Here is a 16,261-nt window from a genome sequence, read left to right as displayed (position 1 = left end):
CCCAAATGTTATTCAAGGAATTTAGCCTAGTGCATAAGCGGCAGTAAGCGCCCAAATAATCAGCCCAGCAATTGATCCTAAAAGTACCACAGTGGAGATTGTAATCAGTTTAGGTGAATCTGCACCTTCAAATTTCATGATTCCGCGATTTAAATCGGACATTGTTTTATAATGCTCCTTTATTACAGGGCTAATCTGTCCGTCTTGATTTTAGTCTTTCTACTGCCAGATGGTGTTAAATTCTTATTACGATTTTTTTTAAGATTGGTAACAAGAGGGAAAATGGGACTTCTCTACTACTTAATATTGTGCAAAAATAATTTAATTTTCTCTAATCCAAAGAGCTAAACCACCTCCGCGTCCACGAGCAGCAATCATATCTTCAGTAACTAGAAAGAAAGCAAAAAAAGCCAGTTTGGCGATGGCTTGCTCGTTAAAATCTTTAATTTCACCTTTACTTGCAGAAATATTTTGATTGACAAACATCCAATCAAATAAACTAATCTGCATTTTGATGAAATCAAAAGCCAATAAATTCTTTTTTCCTAAATATTTGATTGGTCCAGTTAATTTAAATAATATTCCTCCCAATTGGACTTGATTCGCAATTTCTCCTGTTCCTAAAGTCTTTGTTTCCAACGGATTCAAGCAAATATGAATTTTCGTAAATCTTGGCACATACCAACCCTTACCTAAAATAATTCCCCCACGATTTCTGACTTTTTTAGTACCAGTAGCAAAACAAAGTCGCCATTTACCATTGAGAGATTCAAAAGGATAATTTAACTTTTGTAGCTTGGCGGTTTTTTCCGCCTCCAGCAACGCATTCACCATTATTTCCGCCGAGGGTAATTGATTTCCGGCTCGGTATGCAGTCGCAGCACAGGACAAGGAGTTGATAAAATCAGACGCAGAATTAGATATTAAATTAGCTTTCATAAAAGTATTATTGATCTCAACTATTGCTATTTTTTTCATAAACTACATAGATTGTAACGTTTATTTAATTATTTTCTTAATTAAGGGTAAGTAGGTGAACACAATAAAACCAAACTGTGTAAAGAAATGTAAAATCGCCCAAACCCTCTTCACTCTTGCCTCTTGCCTTTTGCCTTGCCATAACGACAATTTTCAACACCAACCTACTTACAATGAATACAAGATTTTTAGCTAAAATTGCGATGTCAACTTAACGTAAAACATCTATCCCGCAAAGAAATCAAGTCATCTCATTCCCAGTCTCTGACTGGGAATGAATTCTAGAAGGCTCTGCCTTCAATGATATTAGAGGCAGAGCCTCATCAACTGCATTCCTAGTCAGAGACTAGGAACGAGATGTGGTATGGATTTGAGCCTAAGTTGACACCAATGATAAAGGTTTTATACCTATTGGGATGCCCTCACTTTATCCGGATTGCTTGATCCCCGTAAAGAACTGTTTATTGGTAGATGCACCTTGATCTTCAATCCCCCTAGTTGAACAAAATTCACTAGGGGTTTTCTTTCTTCATTTTGGTAAATAAAAAACGCTCCTGGGTGACAAGAACGTTTCTAAGCATTTGTAGATAAACTATTAAGTAGATAAAATCCCAACAACCAACTCCCCTACCCAACCACCAGCCACAGGAATTTTTTCGGTATGTGACAAACGGCAATTTTTGGGTAATTTTTTCCGGAGCATAAGTTAAAAACAATGAACAGTTAACAAGTAGATGCACCCTGATAACTAACTTCCCCTAGCTGGCTAACACCTCTGGGGGTTTTTTCTTGTTTGTGATTAGCACCATACAATTATTGGCCTGCACCCATTTTTCTTCCGGAGCATCACATAGAAACCTAGAACAGTTAACAAGTAGATGCACCCTGATAACTAACTTCCCCTAGCTGGCTAACACCTCTGGGGGTTTTTTCTTGTTTGTGATTAGCACCACACAATTATTGCCCTGTACCCATTTTTTTTCCGGAGCATCACATAGAAACCTAGAACAGTTAACAAGTAGATGCACCCTGATAACTAACTTCCCCTAGCTGGCTAACACCTCTGGGGGTTTTTTCTTGTTTGTGATTAGCACCACACAATTATTGCCCTGTACCCATTTTTTTCCGGAGCATCACATAGAAACCTAGAACAGTTAACAAGTAGATGCACCCTGATAACTAACTTCCCCTAGCTGGCTAACACCTCTGGGGGTTTTTTCTTGTTTGTGATTAGCACCACACAATTATTGCCCTGTACCCATTTTTTTCCGGAGCATCACATAGAAACCTAGAACAGTTAACAAGTAGATGCACCCTGATAACTAACTTCCCCTAGCTGGCTAACACCTCTGGGGGTTTTTTCTTGTTTGTGATTAGCACCACACAATTATTGCCCTGTACCCATTTTTTTTCCGGAGCATCACATAGAAACCTAGAACAGTTAACAAGTAGATGCACCCTGATAACTAACTTCCCCTAGCTGGCTAACACCTCTGGGGGTTTTTTCTTTTTCTACCGTTATCAAAAACCTGTGGCTAGTTGAACCCCGAACTCAAAACAAACTCGTTAAATATAAATTTATCCGGAGGATCGTTATGCACTGGAGAACACTTAATTGGTAGATGCACCCTGATAACTAAACTCCCCTAGTCGGCTAACATCCACTGGGGGTTTTTTCTTAAAAATATAAACTAAACTCACCCTATCATCAAAACAAGTCTCTGGCAATATCCCTACTCAACAAGTTTTTGGTAACTTTGGCTAGTCGCACTTACAGACGGGAATATTAGCTGACACAATGGCGAACATGGTTGTTTATCGCGCAGCTTGACTACACACAGAATATAGCTCGTTATTGCCTAAATACCAGACTTGCGGATGAACCAATCTGACAACTTTTCCAGAATCACTTTCATAAGAATACCCGGTAAGTGGGAAACGAGCGCGTCTTTAGACCTGAGAGGGAAACGACACGAGCGGTTTTAACCGCTGTGGATATTAAAATTGAAACCAGATTTTTGATTGGAATCTGGAAACCAACTCCCATTTCTGGGGTAATGTTAGCCGATGCTACGGCACGCTGCGCGAACGACCTGTTATAAGAGCTTGTGTTTTGCTTGCAACACTGTTCCTGTTACCTTAGAACTGTTTAATCACAAGCGACAGAGCAGGGAACTGGCAACGCATTCGGTGGGTGTCGTGACTCAAATAACGGCTACCATGAGAGTAAACTCAGGGTGGTCTGGTCAGTACGGCTTGCTTGATTACTCTTGCAAGCCCAGTCCCTTTAGGGCTGGGTTACTGACTCCATTGTGATCCTTAGCTCTAACTTTAGAATGATCACCGCGATAGATAATAGGACTCTTAATTATTTCTTTATAATATCTGTACTTAGTATAGCCTGTTGCAGATTAATAGACATCTCCAAAAAAGATGGTAGAGCCGAGAATCCCTACCCATAGAACGTCTCTACAAAGGTTTCAGGTAACACATCTTTAATTTCTGGAGATGTCTATTGATTACAAGGCTTAAAAATAGTTCATTCACTTACGCCGCAGTGTAATAGGGAATAGGTAATAGGGAATAGCGAGTAATTACCCATTCCCTATTACCTATTTACAGCCTAAACTTTAGATAACTAATAACTTGAGTGATTTAGTCAATTGTGATTTGTTGCGGTCCATTGGCTTTGCCGTTTTGTACTTCTGTACTCAGGTTGCTAGAGCTATTTCCACAACCTTTTTTATTTAACCAACTTTTGACGGGATCTTCGGTGAGGTTGAGTCGGAGGACACCAGAAACGAACCCACCTAAAAATGAAACTGGATGTTGGGCTAGTTCTCGAAATAGGGGCGACAATTCAGTAATAAACATTAGACTCTCCAAGTATTGGTTTTAAAAATTATTAATTCTTGATTAATCTTAACAGATGGCGGCTAAGAAGCAACTAACAACTGATTGGATAATATTTGGCTGTATGATATTTATCATTGGCTCAGGACTCAGGCAACTGGCACACCCTACAACAGATTTTTAGTGTGACACTTGTGTAACTCCTATGGTTAAACTAAGTAGGTTGGCGTTGAAAATTGTCGTTACAGACAAGAGGCAAGAGTAAAGAGGTTTTCAGCAATTTTACGTTTCTTTACACAGTTTGGTTTTATTGTGTTCACCTACTTATATAAATTAAGAATTAAATTATGACAAGCAACTGGGAAAACTTTCTCAAAAATTTAGGAGAATGGCGTGGTTCATTTACTAAAATCTCTCCCAATGGTGAGATATTAGATTCTACTGCTAGTATTTTAAATTTGGAAGCTGATGATAATAATCAAGCTGTAATTTTTAGATTACGTCGTTTTGATTCTTATGATTATGATAGTCCTCCTATTCAGGATTATCAACAGGAATATCGTTCTTTAGGAAGGCAGAATATCTTTTTTGCTACGGGAGCTTTTTCTAAAGGAACATTGCAACTAGCTCCTTTTTCTGAGTTCGGGGCAGAATACGGTTTTATTGATGATGACCGGCGATCGCGTTTGGTACAATTGTATGATCAACAAGGTAACTTTATTAATTTAACTCTGATTCGGGAATTTCGCAGTTTTACAGATGCTTATGAACGTCCGCAACTGACTGTAGAACAGTTAATTGGTAATTGGCAAGGTAAAGCTCATACAGTTTATTCAGACTTGAGACCATCGGCAACTTATACTACTTATTTAGAAATTAAAGAAATCGGTGATGGATATTTAGAACAAAAGTTATCTTTCCAATCTCAAATTATTACTGCAAAAGCCAGAATAGAAGGCAATAAAATCATTTCTGAGATGGAAGGAATTCCTCGACAGATTTTGTTATTACCTGATGGAACTTCTAGTAATGTGCCGTTACAACTACAACTGAGAAAACCTTTTTTTGTGGAAGCTGGTTGGTTAGTTAGAGAGAATGAACGTCAACGTTTAATTCGCAGCTATAGCGACAAAGGGGAATGGATTAGCTCGACTCATGTGATTGAATCTAAAATCTAGAAAAACCCCACCCCCAACCCCCTCCCCGCAAGCGAGGAGGGGGCTATGATCTAACAGATGTGCTAATAAGAAGCTATGAGGGGGGCTTTGAAAAAGGATTTTATGATGTGGGTGGCTGTTCTGGGAACATACATTTATCTGAGTCACAACCGCTAGGGCCTGCTTCTGATAATTCTCCCAAATCGTAACGACTTAGCGCCCCACAGAAATCATCTGTTTTCCGTCGGGCTTTGACTTCTTTAGATAGGCTTTCATAGGTGGCTTTGTCTATGGGTTCAAAGGGGAGACGGGGGAAGGATTGCAAGTCGTCAAATCGGGCTAATAATGCGGCGGAAATATATCCTTCATCATTTTGAATGGCTTCATAGATGCGTGTTCCCAATAATTCAACTTCTTCAGAACGGAGTTCTAGCGTGGCTGAGGTGTTATGGGTGACGTAATGACTTTGGACTTGCATCACAAAATCTAATTGCGCTAAGACGGAAAACTGAGATACATCAATGACATCAGCGCCGGGTAAATCAGCCCAAGATACAGCGACGGGGATTTCGACTAACCATTCTGTACACCGAGGATCAAAAGGATCGTTGAGTAAGTTGCCGTTTTCGTCTTTGTCAGATTGGGACGGGATGACGTTGTAACCATAGTCTATACAAGCTAGGGCTACGGGGTCATTTTTACGGAAGGTAATGCGCCGGATGAATCTTTGAGCTTTGGGGGGATGCCAACCAGGAGAAGCACCTGTTAAGAGGGATTTGGTGCCGGCTGGCTGAACAGTGGTACAACGGTTGGGGCGTTTGATTTGATGGCGATCGCAATATTCCCACACTACTTTATGAACGACATCTTTCCAGAAGTTGAGATATTTTTGTTCACCACGTTTAAAAATCAGTCCTTCAGGAGTTTCGGGTCTTCCTGCTTCCCACCACCGTAACCAATCTGTCCCAAAAGCATGAACAAAGAAATCAAATAATCCGGTGAAGGATACACCGACAATGGGATCAAGTTCCCGGCTATATTGATAGCGGGGTTCAAGGAATTGGTGATTTAACAGGGCGACGACGGAAAGCGCACCAGCGGTAAATGCCTCTTCTTGTTCTTTATAGTTGTCGGGGTCGAGTTGGTTTAAGTGTACCTCCGAAAGATTGCAGTGGAAGTCAGCACCAATAATCTCCAGTTTTGTTACCCTAGAGGCTTTTTATCCTCTAGTTCTTGATTTTCGAGGTTGTTACAACTTGTGACAACTTAATTCAATCAAGCTCGGCGTACATTTTCGCTTTGTAGCGTCAGGCACTCTTGGGGGAGTTATCGCTTCCTTGTCGCTCATCCCCTACGCTCTACGGTGCTGGTGGTATCCAGTTACCTCGGTATTAGCAAGTAATCTTGTCATATAAGTTTGGAGAAAACTTACAAATTTATATAAAAGACGACTTTGTTCTCAGCTTTCACCGATTTTGCCTGATTTTTATACGTGAGGCAAGTATTATAAAATACCACACGGGTTTAATCCATATCTACCCAAACGATGTTCTACTTCATCAGTACCAACTTCAGGATAGTATTCTTGTATCCATTCTCTGGCTTTTCCTTGGTCGTAAGCTTGCAAAAAGTCTTTTTTGATTTCTGGTGTATTTAATAAATCAGCATTAGCTCTAGCAACTGCTTCACCAGCCCATTGAATTGCTCCTTCACCACTATAATACTGCTTTTGAACTGCTGCAATAGATTCTTCTAAGGTTGGTTTGTGGTGAAAGACTCGGCTATGGTTGGCCATTCTCAGAGAATCGCGTTCTGGATCTATCCGCCAGTTACCTTCTGCATCTTGTTGCCATAAGTTATCTTTAGCATTTGCGCCTTGTTCATCTTCAGAAACAAACTGACGAATCCCCGCACTTCTTCTAATATTTCCCGCAACAATAGTGACAGCAGCTTCATCAATTAATAAGCAGCATTCAACTGAATTTAATTGCCTGCCTATTGCCTTATTGAGAATAGAGGCGCAACGCTGATACAATCCGGGCAACTTCACAGGGTTAGCCATGCCGCCAAAACCTTTGAGGGTTTCCCCAGATTGGCGCACATCGCTAATATCAACAATTACCTGAATGTCATCTGTAAAGCGTTCATCCGTAGAAAGTTCTAAAAGAGTTTGATAGGATTTTACCCAACCTTCCCGGCTGTCTCCAACGTGGATAGTAGCGGTGTTAGCTTCTATATGGGTTTGTGTAAATTCACGACGCTGTTCTTGGGGTGTGCTGCCAATTTCACCTGTGATGGTGATATTGAGGCGATTACGGATAGAGGGAAGTTGATTAATATATTGTGGTTCGATGATCGCACCTGTACCACAGCCCATCATGGCTAGATCCATCATCAACCCAAAAGCACTCCAGTCTACAAGGTTAGTAGAGGTGCAGTTATAAGCACCGGAAAAGTTTTTGGCTTTGGTTAACCAATCTGTGCCACCAACCCACATCCAGCGCCCACTGGGGAGGGATTTCATGTTTCGCTGCATCTTGTCTAAAATGGCAGCTTCTTCACGGGTGAGTTTTCCCAGTTCTACTAAACCGCGTAAAGTGCGATCGCACACCTGATCCCATGTTTCTCTCAAACCTGCATCTGTCCGACGGCTGTAGGTTCTAAAAAACACTGGATTGGCTGCTGGAGCAGATTCTGGAAAAGTTGCACCCTGACGTTGACGTTCAAGTTCTCGAACCATGATGAAGTATGATTGCTTATGGACAAACTATGACTATACGCCAAGTAGATTGAGGATTAAAGATTGAAAAATTTACCACTTTGCGCTATAGCTTAGTCTGTGTCAATTATAACTATATTTTTGTTTTTAGGTTAAGTATAATACCCCGACAGTGCATTATCAGGGTAATAGAATCTCAAAGTTTTACTTGTCAAATTTTCCAAAATACGGTATCTGTGTAATTTTTGCGTTGACCATCCATCAAGCAGAGATAGCAAGCAAAGATGCCAATTCATTTATATTATTTACAACTTGACGTAATTGCTCACTGAAATAGATAACTTCATAATTAGGTGCAAGTTCTTTTTGCAGTTGCTTCCACAAACTAATACCTTCTTGTTCAAAAGCTGCTTTAGCCTCTAATGTGGGAAAACCTGATGAATTAGGATCTTCCCAATTCAACTTTGCATCATAGATATCTGCCCATTTTTCTAACCGGCTAACAGTTTCTCCACTTAATGGCATCGTTTCTGGATCAATATCTCCAACTTTATCAGAACCAGCCCACCAGAGTGGGTAGCATTCATAATCAGCCATGAGTTTGATTTTTTCTGCCATAGTCAATTTACCAAGTTATGGGTAAGTTCTGGGGTTAGCCCCCACTATATACCCATTATCGCTGACAGTGAGAGCGATATAGTGAGTTTTGCCATTAAAGTTAACTTCATAAATCATGCGAGTTTTTTTTCGTCCTTGATACCTAATCATTTTACCTTCTGTTAGTGCTGCAATGATTGTATCCGGTATCTGATTTTGCTTGATTCCCTGATCTGCGAACTCTAAGGAATGTTTTTCTAGTATATGTTGGAGTCCTGCGTCAGAATTTCCCTCTTCTAAAAAGACAATTTTGCCGTCAGCTTGTTTAGCAATCTTGACTATTTTTTCAGAGGTATGCTTAATGCCAAGTTTGACAAGTTCAGAAATCAAGACTAATTTTTCAGCACTATTCATTTACATATCTCCTGAAACTAAGGATAAGTTTTGTTCAACTAAACCTCGTAAAGTGCGATCGCACACCTGGTCCCATGTTTCTCTCAAACCTGCATCTGTACGACGGCTGTAGGTTCTAAAAAACACTGGATTGGCTTGCTGGCGCGGATTCTGGAAAAGTTGCACCCTGACGTTGACGTTCAAGTTCTCGAACCATAATGAAGTATGATTACTTGTGGACAGACTATGACTATACGCCAAGTAGATTTAGGATGAAAGATTGAAAAATTTACCACTTTGCACTATATCTAAGTTTGTATAAATTAAAATAAAAATGTCCCTAGCACCTTGGCGAAGTCTGATTACCCGCGCCCTTCATCAAAACCGCAGCCTCGTTTATGCCCGTTATGTACAACTGGCAACAGTGCGGGAAAATGGTTTTCCTGCTAATCGTACCGTCGTCTTTCGAGGCTTTCTAGACAATACCAACCAGCTAAAATTTATTACCGATATTCGTAGTGCAAAAGCTGAACAAATATCAAAACAATCCGCAGGGGAAATTTGCTGGTATTTTCCTAACACTAGAGAACAATTTCGGATTACTGGAGAATTAATATTAATAAGTGCTGATTCTCACCCACATTTACAACCTGCGAGAATTAAAATGTGGCAAGAATTAAGTGATGCAGCTAGGTTACAATTTGCTTGGCCTATTCCTGGTGACATGAGAGTACAAACACCGGAAGCTTTTACACCACCAGCACCAGACAATATTCAACCATTAGAAAATTTTTGTTTATTATTACTTGAACCAGTAAAAGTAGATCATTTAGAATTGCGGGGTGAACCACAAAATAGATGGATTTATCATCGCCATGAACAACAAGAATGGTTGACAGAAGCAATAAACCCTTAAAAAAATCCTGCTGGGAAACCTTTAAGAAATTTTTAGTACTGATTGTTTTTACCAAGCCTATCGAGAAACGAAAGTTCATTGATTAATTTTTTTTGTTGGGTTGCACTTTCGCTTAACCCAATCTACAATTTTATTAACATCAAATTAAATATCCTCTTGATATTTCACTAATAAACTAGGAATGTAATCATATCCATCAACGCCAATAATAGCAATCATATTCGGGCGATTTTGTTGCAGTAATAATTGAAATTTGTCTGTGGTAATTTGCCCTCTAATAATTGTCAATAAAGCAGCAGGTTTTCGCCATTCATCAGAGGCAATTTGCTCTAGAAGATACATTCCTAAACTACCAGAGTAAACTGCTTTTTCATAATTAGCCATAAGATAATTAGCTTCAGCTAAATATGCTAAATTTCTGCCTTGTAAATACAAATCGCCAGAAATTTGGGCAATTTTAAAGGCATTTTCTAAATATTTAATTGCTGATGGATATTGTGCAGTAACTAAATAAGCAATTCCTAGACTACTAAAACATAAAGCTTGACTTTGTAAATCGTTTAATTTTTCTGCTAATTTTAAACCTTGTTCTAGATAGTTAATAGCAGATTCATAAACTTCCGATTCACTAATTTCTGTTTGCTTGGCTTGCATAACTTCGCTATAACCTAGATTTACCAAAGCATTAGCTTCTCCAGTTTTGTCTCCAGTTTGTCTACTAAAAATTAATGCCCGTTGACTATAATTAATGGCTTCACCATAATTTTCTTGTTGTACATAAGTCCGACTTAGGTGATTGAGATTGGCGATTTCACAGGTTTTATCTCCGGCAGTTCTAGCTATTTCTACGGCTTGTTGATGAAAATCAAGAGAGCGATCATATCTGCCTAAACCGCGCTGAGAATACCCCAATAATGTCAAAATCCGGGCTTTTTCTTGAGTACCTTCGGCAGAACGCAAGGGGGCATCTAAATAATCTAAAGCATCCCGTAAATAACTACCAGAAAATGAGGCAAAAATCCCACCGTAAAGGGGAAAGTAAGGACGTTGGGCAAAGGTTCGCAAAATTTGCAGCATGATTTGGGATGCACCATTGCTATATATTGCTGCTTGATTTTGAAAACCGCTGGCTAATTGACTCCAAATTACGGCAAAGGTTAAAAATGTGGAAATAGATAATTTAGGACCTGCTTGAATATCATAAGCTTGTTGATAGCGAAGCGCTCCGTAGGAATCAAACCAATTAATTAAACCCCTTTGTAAAAACTGTAAAACTATTGTTAATTCTACCCAATTACTCAAACTAATTTGCTGTTGTTGTTGAGCAAATTCCAAAGCCGATTGTTCTTTGGCTAGAATCTGAAAAAATGCTTGGGGAACTTCACTATTAACTACTTTAGCCCAACTTGCCCAAGGACTATTTTCTCCAGGTACACCTCCAAATCCTAATGAATTTTTGCGTTCATACATCCAATTCAGTAAATTTGCTTGGATTCTTTGCCAAGAAGCGATACCACGATTAATCCCGTCAGCAATTTGCTGAAAATCTTGATTAGCACCGGCAAATTGTTGTAAAGATTTGGCTAACTGTTGAAGTTGAGACAAATTTAAGGGATACTTCTGATTGGGATCAGTAGCTCGTAGCAAAGCCGTTAATCGCTCATCTGCGGTGGCTGTGGTAATTTCCCGCATAGATAGCGATATCGCTTCAGTGGCTTTATTTTGTTCTTGCCACCGTTGCCATTGAGTTTGGATAGTTTTAGCCGCGCGTAAACTCCGGGTGGCTTTGGCTTTTTTCAGTTCATCGGTTTCCGAGTCTACCTGAGATTGTATCGTATTCAGGCGATCGCTCAAAACTAACTCAAACACCTCCCCAGTCCCGGAAGTGATACCTTTGAGCAACATTTGATAAACCTGCTCTACAGAGCTAATTTTACCCTTGAGAGTGGTTTCGATAATATCGTTAATTAAAGCGAGATAATGCTCGCGCAATGGTAAAGGGTCTGACACTTTAGCTAATAGAGAACATCACAACAATTCTCATTGTAGCTGTTGCAGGTTGGGAGATTGGGAATTGGGTTTTTTTGATTAAACTTAAGTACAGATTTTTGCATATCCAATGCCATATTGGCGATCGCTAGAGCATGATCACTGCGATAATTAGATAAACTAGCGACAGCCATATAGCGAGCAGTATGCACTTGAGCGAGATACAGTCAGCTAATTGTAAAGCCTGTAGGGGCGCAGGGTCTGCGCCCTAGATTGTATTGCATCAAGGGCGATAACCGCTATATAAACATCACCGATGGTCTTAATTTTTTCTATACTGTCAGTAACCCAGCCCTAAAGGGACTGGGCTTGCAAGAGTAATCAAGCAAGCCGTACTGACCAGACCACCCTGAGTTTACTCTCATGGTAGCCGTTATTTGAGTCACGACACCCCGGAATGCGAAGCTAGTTCCCTGCTCTGTCGCTTGTGATTAAACAGTTCTAAGGTCACTGGAACAGTGTTGCAAGCCTAACAAGCTCTTATAACAGGTCGAAGCTAACATTACCCCAGAAATGGGAGTTGGTTTCCAGATTCCAATCAAAAATCTGGTTTCAATTTTAATATCCACAGCGGTTAAAACCGCTCGTGTCGTTTCCCTCTCAGGTCTAAAGACGCGCTCGTTTCCCACTTACCGGGTGTTCTTATGAATTTCGGCTAATTAGTATAACAAGTACCGAAGAACCGACATTGATATTAGTCATCATGCTCATTTTGCGTTATGAGTAGTTAAATCAGTGTCACCGGACTAAGAAAAAATAAATGGCTCGTCACCCGACATTAACTTTTGATCGTGGTACATTAATTTTACACCCACCACCACGAAGTAAAACATGGATAGACTATGCAACCTGGGATGATAGAATTGAAAAATTCCGTATTCCGGCAATTAGATACCGTTCCTTAGTTGAAGCACTCCAAGCAGAAGCCACAGATTTTATTGATCAAGCTAAGGCTTTTTATCCCTTAGAGTTGGTTGCCAGTTTAGAAATGACTCCCTATCCTCACCAAAATGAGGCGTTAGCGGCTTGGAAACTCGCAGGACGACAGGGGGTAGTTGTGCTACCGACAGCAGCGGGTAAGACCTATTTAGCCCAAATGGCGATGCAAGCCACACCGCGCACGACATTAATTGTCGTCCCCACCTTGGATTTAATGCACCAGTGGTATGCTCACTTAGTAGCGGCTTTTCCTGACGGGGAAGTAGGTTTACTGGGGGGTGGTTCACGGGATAGAACCGCGATTTTAGTTGCTACCTATGATAGTGCGGCTATTCATGCAGAAAGTTTGGGTAATAAATATGCGTTAATAATTTTTGATGAATGTCACCATTTACCTACAGACTTTAACAGAGTCATTGCCGAATATGCGATCGCACCCTATCGGTTAGGACTGTCCGCAACCCCAGAACGCACAGATGGAAAACACGCTGATTTAGACATCCTCATTGGTAAAGAAGTTTATCGCAAATGCGCTGAAGATTTAGCCGGAAAGGCTTTAGCTGCTCATGAAATTGTGCAAATTAAGGTTAAATTATCCCAATTAGAACGAGAAAAATATAATCAGTTAATTCAAACTCGCAATGATTTTTTAAAGCAATCAAAAATATCTTTAGGAAGTTTACAAGGTTGGCAGATGTTTGTGCAAATGAGTGCGCGTTCTCAAGCTGGACGCAGAGCAATGTTATCACATCGTCAAGCCAAAGAAATCGCATTGGGAACAGATGGGAAAATCCGGGTACTTGTAGACCTATTAGCTACCCATTATCCCGAAAGAATTTTAATTTTTACCGCTGATAATGCTACAGTTTACCAAATTTCTCAAGACTTATTAATTCCCGCAATTACTCATCAAACTCCAGTCAAAGAAAGACATGAAATTTTAACTAAGTTTAAGGAAGGTGAATATAATACCTTAGTTGCTTCCAATGTCTTAAATGAAGGTGTTGATGTCCCCGCAGCCAGCATTGCCATTATCTTATCAGGAACAGGTTCAACCAGGGAATACATTCAACGTTTAGGGAGAATATTACGAAAAGGAAATTTAGCAAATAAACAAGCAATTCTCTATGAAGTTATCGCCGAAGACACCAGCGAAGAAGGAACTTCCGCCAGACGGAGAGGGGAAAATAACAATCAGGAAGAAAAGCCGCAAAAAGCAAATTTACAAGTTATTTATGGAACTGGAAAGAAAAGCGATTTAAAAGCAGCAGAACAATTAGAAATTAATTATTCCCCAGAAAAGAAAGATGTTACCAACAGACCTACTGATACACCGCCAAAACGGCGAAGAAATTATCCCAAAAAGACTGAAACTTGATCAAAAACATTTAACTTTAGCGACTGAATTAATTAAGTTCTTTCAGGAAGCAGTCGGGAAAACTCAAGGATTACTAGAACGTCAATTAGCAGACTTTGAAGGAGATACCACAGATTACCGGATGAAACGGGGTTTAGCTTATATTCTCAAAAGTGGTTTTTGCACCTTTGAAATAGTTAGTCCCCTCGAACCACCCATGTTAAGAGCAAAAGTATTTGCATTAGCAGCAAAATCCGTTGCTAGTCAAGAATCAACTGATATGATTTTAAATAAAATTGCTGATAATTTAACTCAAGAACTTAATCAAGAAGTTTTAGCTGCTCAAATCAAAAATGGACTTTATGCTGATTTATCGGAAAATAAAATATTAACTGCTTTTGATACTCCTAAACCAGAAGAAGTTTTACATCGTTATAATTTATCTCAAGTCCAGGGAATTTTCTATAAAGCTAGTCAATTAGTATTAAATGCTCATCGCAATGTTCCCGGAGAATATAAACTCTTATTTCGTTATTTAAAGCTATTTCAATTAATGGCTTATATTGAAGGTGATGCTGATCATGGTTTCACAATTAGTGTAGATGGACCGACAAGTTTATTTACTCCCAGCACCCGCTACGGTTTAGCCATAGCCAAACTAATTCCCGCCTTACTTCATGTTACCAAATGGAGTTTATCAGCGACCTTAAAAACCCGTGATTTTTACACAAACGAATGGAAAACCGGACGTTTCACCCTCAATTCAGAATGTGGCTTAGTTTCCCACTATCCCCCCGGCAAACCCTATGATAGTATGTTAGAGGAATCATTTGCCAGTAAATGGGATGCTTTAAAAAGTGGTTGGATATTAGAACGAGAAGTAGATTTAATTCCCATTCCTGGTAGTGTAATGATTCCCGATTTTCGGCTAGTTCATCCAGACGGAAGAGTGTTTATATTAGAAATTGTTGGTTATTGGCGACCAGAATATTTACAAAAGAAATTTGCTCAAGTTAGAAAGGCTAATTGTGATAACTTAATTTTAGCAATTTCCGAAAGATTGAACCTAGAAAAAGCTGGAATTAAACTAGATAACGTACCCGCCAGAATTATTTGGTTTAAAGAAAAACTCTTACCAAAATCCGTATTAGCCGTCATGGAGTGATATCATGTCCGGTTGAACACTTATCATATCTGTTGAGGCTGGTAATGGGTAATTGGTAATTGGTAATTGGTAATTGGGAAAAGGCAATACAATAGACATCTCCGAAAATTAAATGTGCGTCGTTTGAACCCCTTGTAGAGACGTTCCATGGAACGTCTCTACAATCTTTACCGGAGAAGTCCATTATATATAATCATCAAATCCATTAATTCATCTTCATCCGTTCCTATCTGCGTTTATCTGCGTTTATCTGCGTTCAATTATTCTAGAAATCTTGGCGTTGCTGAATAAGGTGCGTCAGATAGAAGATATCTGTTTTTTACCAAATTATCGGGTCTGACGCACCCTACAAACTCGGAAGTTATGAGTTTAATTATTTTTTTTAACTGGTCAATTAAGTAGGTGAACACAATAAAACCAAACTGTGTAAAGAAATGTAAAATCGCCTAAACCCTCTTCACTCTTGCCTCTTGCCTCTTGCCTTTTGCCTTGCCATAACGACAATTTTCAACGCCAACCTACTTATACCATAGAGGAGTAATCAAAGTGAACTAACAAAAGTTACAGCCCGCAGTTCTTCTTGAAAAACTCGGCGTAGTGTATCTTCATCTAAGGGGGATTTGGCTTGATCAAGATATTCTCGTAACGCTTGATTCATCATTGTTTGATAACCTTTCCCTTCAGCGTCTCCTTTTTGTCTAAACGCTTCCAAAATATCATCATCAATATAGATGGTAATACGAGTTTTACCTTGTTGTGGAATGATCGCACCCCGTTTAGCCTGATCAAAATCATATTCCGGTTTCATATTCACGTCTCTCCTTAGGAGTAGCAGGACGGGCAGAAATTAAGCGAATGTTATCACCTCGATAGGTATAGACTACTACTAGCAACCGCCAAAGGTGATCCATCCCCATAATAATAAATCGCTGTTCACCTTGTGCTGATTGATCTTCAACAGAAAGTGCATAGGGATCAAACAACACGGCCTCAGCATCAGAAAAACTGATTCCGTGTTTTTGTAAATTGCTTTTAGCTTTTTCGGGATTCCATTCAACTTGCATACATATATTATATGTATTTGTGAGAATTATGTCTAAATCCCCTAAATCCCAGAGTCCGCAGGTATTGTTGGAAT

Annotated in this window: 14 protein-coding genes and 2 pseudogenes; 4 read left to right on the top strand and 12 right to left on the bottom strand. The window is 39.6% G+C overall.

Going from position 1 to position 16,261, the window contains the following annotated elements; genetic code table 11:
• Positions 1-21: 21 nt before the first annotated feature.
• From AA650_RS28025 to AA650_RS14890, 3 genes are all read right to left on the bottom strand, one after another.
• Entirely contained in the window at positions 22-162 is a 141-nt protein-coding gene (locus tag AA650_RS28025; RefSeq protein WP_027401772.1) for a hypothetical protein, read from the bottom strand.
• A 159-nt stretch (positions 163-321) separates the two neighbouring features.
• A complete protein-coding gene (locus AA650_RS14895; RefSeq protein WP_053541299.1) occupies positions 322-939 on the bottom strand; it encodes a hypothetical protein in 618 nt (205 codons plus the stop codon).
• A gap of 2,694 nt (positions 940-3,633) precedes the next feature.
• Positions 3,634-3,852 (bottom strand): hypothetical protein, encoded by a 219-nt coding sequence (locus AA650_RS14890; protein WP_027401774.1) that lies wholly within the window; start codon positions 3,850-3,852, stop codon positions 3,634-3,636.
• A gap of 326 nt (positions 3,853-4,178) precedes the next feature.
• On the opposite strand from AA650_RS14890, the gene AA650_RS14885 reads away from it, so the two are divergent.
• Positions 4,179-5,009 carry a DUF3598 family protein gene (locus tag AA650_RS14885; protein ID WP_053539604.1) on the top strand — a complete coding sequence of 277 codons (831 nt, stop codon included), beginning with the start codon at positions 4,179-4,181 and terminating at the stop codon, positions 5,007-5,009.
• A gap of 100 nt (positions 5,010-5,109) precedes the next feature.
• Here the strand turns inward: AA650_RS14885 and nrdJ (AA650_RS14880) are convergent.
• From nrdJ (AA650_RS14880) to AA650_RS28020, 5 genes and pseudogenes are all read right to left on the bottom strand, one after another.
• Positions 5,110-6,183 (bottom strand): annotated as a pseudogene (gene nrdJ, locus AA650_RS14880) (ribonucleoside-triphosphate reductase, adenosylcobalamin-dependent); the annotation flags it as partial.
• Between the two features lie 318 nt (positions 6,184-6,501).
• Positions 6,502-7,728, bottom strand: a pseudogene (gene nrdJ, locus AA650_RS14875) (ribonucleoside-triphosphate reductase, adenosylcobalamin-dependent); the annotation flags it as partial.
• Between the two features lie 240 nt (positions 7,729-7,968).
• A complete protein-coding gene (locus AA650_RS14870) occupies positions 7,969-8,325 on the bottom strand; it encodes a hypothetical protein (protein ID WP_053539603.1) in 357 nt (118 codons plus the stop codon).
• A gap of 15 nt (positions 8,326-8,340) precedes the next feature.
• Positions 8,341-8,718: a hypothetical protein gene (locus AA650_RS14865; protein WP_053539602.1), complete on the bottom strand. Its 378-nt coding sequence runs from the start codon at positions 8,716-8,718 to the stop codon at positions 8,341-8,343.
• A complete protein-coding gene (locus AA650_RS28020; RefSeq protein WP_199924468.1) occupies positions 8,719-8,901 on the bottom strand; it encodes a hypothetical protein in 183 nt (60 codons plus the stop codon).
• A 130-nt stretch (positions 8,902-9,031) separates the two neighbouring features.
• Between AA650_RS28020 and AA650_RS14860 the strand changes: the two genes are divergently transcribed.
• A complete protein-coding gene (locus tag AA650_RS14860; RefSeq protein WP_053539601.1) occupies positions 9,032-9,613 on the top strand; it encodes an Npun_F5749 family FMN-dependent PPOX-type flavoprotein in 582 nt (193 codons plus the stop codon).
• Positions 9,614-9,757: 144 nt separating this feature from the next.
• On the opposite strand, the gene AA650_RS14855 is transcribed toward AA650_RS14860, so the two are convergent.
• Positions 9,758-11,623, bottom strand: coding sequence for a tetratricopeptide repeat protein (locus tag AA650_RS14855; RefSeq protein WP_053539600.1), 1,866 nt, complete (start codon positions 11,621-11,623; stop codon positions 9,758-9,760).
• Between the two features lie 5 nt (positions 11,624-11,628).
• Complete coding sequence (locus AA650_RS26680; protein ID WP_081424233.1) at positions 11,629-11,814, bottom strand: hypothetical protein; 186 nt, start codon at positions 11,812-11,814, stop codon at positions 11,629-11,631.
• 608 nt (positions 11,815-12,422) lie between these two features.
• Between AA650_RS26680 and AA650_RS14850 the strand changes: the two genes are divergently transcribed.
• Together AA650_RS14850 and AA650_RS14845 are read left to right on the top strand one after the other, a co-directional pair.
• Positions 12,423-13,979 (top strand): DEAD/DEAH box helicase, encoded by a 1,557-nt coding sequence (locus AA650_RS14850; protein WP_053539599.1) that lies wholly within the window; start codon positions 12,423-12,425, stop codon positions 13,977-13,979.
• The gene (locus AA650_RS14845; RefSeq protein ID WP_053539598.1) at positions 13,909-15,123 is read left to right on the top strand and encodes a DUF790 family protein; all 1,215 of its coding nucleotides are present in this window, start codon (positions 13,909-13,911) and stop codon (positions 15,121-15,123) included. The genes AA650_RS14850 and AA650_RS14845 overlap by 71 nt, the downstream gene beginning before the upstream one ends.
• Positions 15,124-15,664: 541 nt before the next feature.
• Here the strand turns inward: AA650_RS14845 and AA650_RS14840 are convergent.
• Entirely contained in the window at positions 15,665-15,931 is a 267-nt protein-coding gene (locus AA650_RS14840) for a BrnA antitoxin family protein (protein ID WP_053539597.1), read from the bottom strand.
• Entirely contained in the window at positions 15,915-16,187 is a 273-nt protein-coding gene (locus AA650_RS14835) for a BrnT family toxin (protein ID WP_053539596.1), read from the bottom strand. Before AA650_RS14835 ends, AA650_RS14840 begins: the two co-directional genes overlap by 17 nt.
• Positions 16,188-16,261: the final 74 nt, after the last annotated feature.

It is taken from the genome of Anabaena sp. WA102 (assembly GCF_001277295.1).
GTDB lineage: Bacteria > Cyanobacteriota > Cyanobacteriia > Cyanobacteriales > Nostocaceae > Dolichospermum > Dolichospermum heterosporum.
The sequence above is the reverse complement of the archived record's forward strand: the minus strand, read 5'-3'. Positions and strand labels throughout refer to the sequence as shown.

Excerpts from the sequence above, each read along its gene's own strand:
- AA650_RS28025 (WP_027401772.1), bottom strand. The coding sequence starts at position 162 with ATGTCCGATTTAAATCGCGGAATCATGAAATTTGAAGGTGCAGATTCA.
- AA650_RS14895 (WP_053541299.1), bottom strand. The coding sequence starts at position 939 with ATGAAAGCTAATTTAATATCTAATTCTGCGTCTGATTTTATCAACTCC.
- AA650_RS14890 (WP_027401774.1), bottom strand. The coding sequence starts at position 3,852 with ATGTTTATTACTGAATTGTCGCCCCTATTTCGAGAACTAGCCCAACAT.
- AA650_RS14885 (WP_053539604.1), top strand. The coding sequence starts at position 4,179 with ATGACAAGCAACTGGGAAAACTTTCTCAAAAATTTAGGAGAATGGCGT.
- AA650_RS14870 (WP_053539603.1), bottom strand. The coding sequence starts at position 8,325 with ATGGCAGAAAAAATCAAACTCATGGCTGATTATGAATGCTACCCACTC.
- AA650_RS14865 (WP_053539602.1), bottom strand. The coding sequence starts at position 8,718 with ATGAATAGTGCTGAAAAATTAGTCTTGATTTCTGAACTTGTCAAACTT.
- AA650_RS14860 (WP_053539601.1), top strand. The coding sequence starts at position 9,032 with ATGTCCCTAGCACCTTGGCGAAGTCTGATTACCCGCGCCCTTCATCAA.
- AA650_RS14850 (WP_053539599.1), top strand. The coding sequence starts at position 12,423 with ATGGCTCGTCACCCGACATTAACTTTTGATCGTGGTACATTAATTTTA.
- AA650_RS14845 (WP_053539598.1), top strand. The coding sequence starts at position 13,909 with ATGTTACCAACAGACCTACTGATACACCGCCAAAACGGCGAAGAAATT.
- AA650_RS14840 (WP_053539597.1), bottom strand. The coding sequence starts at position 15,931 with ATGAAACCGGAATATGATTTTGATCAGGCTAAACGGGGTGCGATCATT.
- AA650_RS14835 (WP_053539596.1), bottom strand. The coding sequence starts at position 16,187 with ATGCAAGTTGAATGGAATCCCGAAAAAGCTAAAAGCAATTTACAAAAA.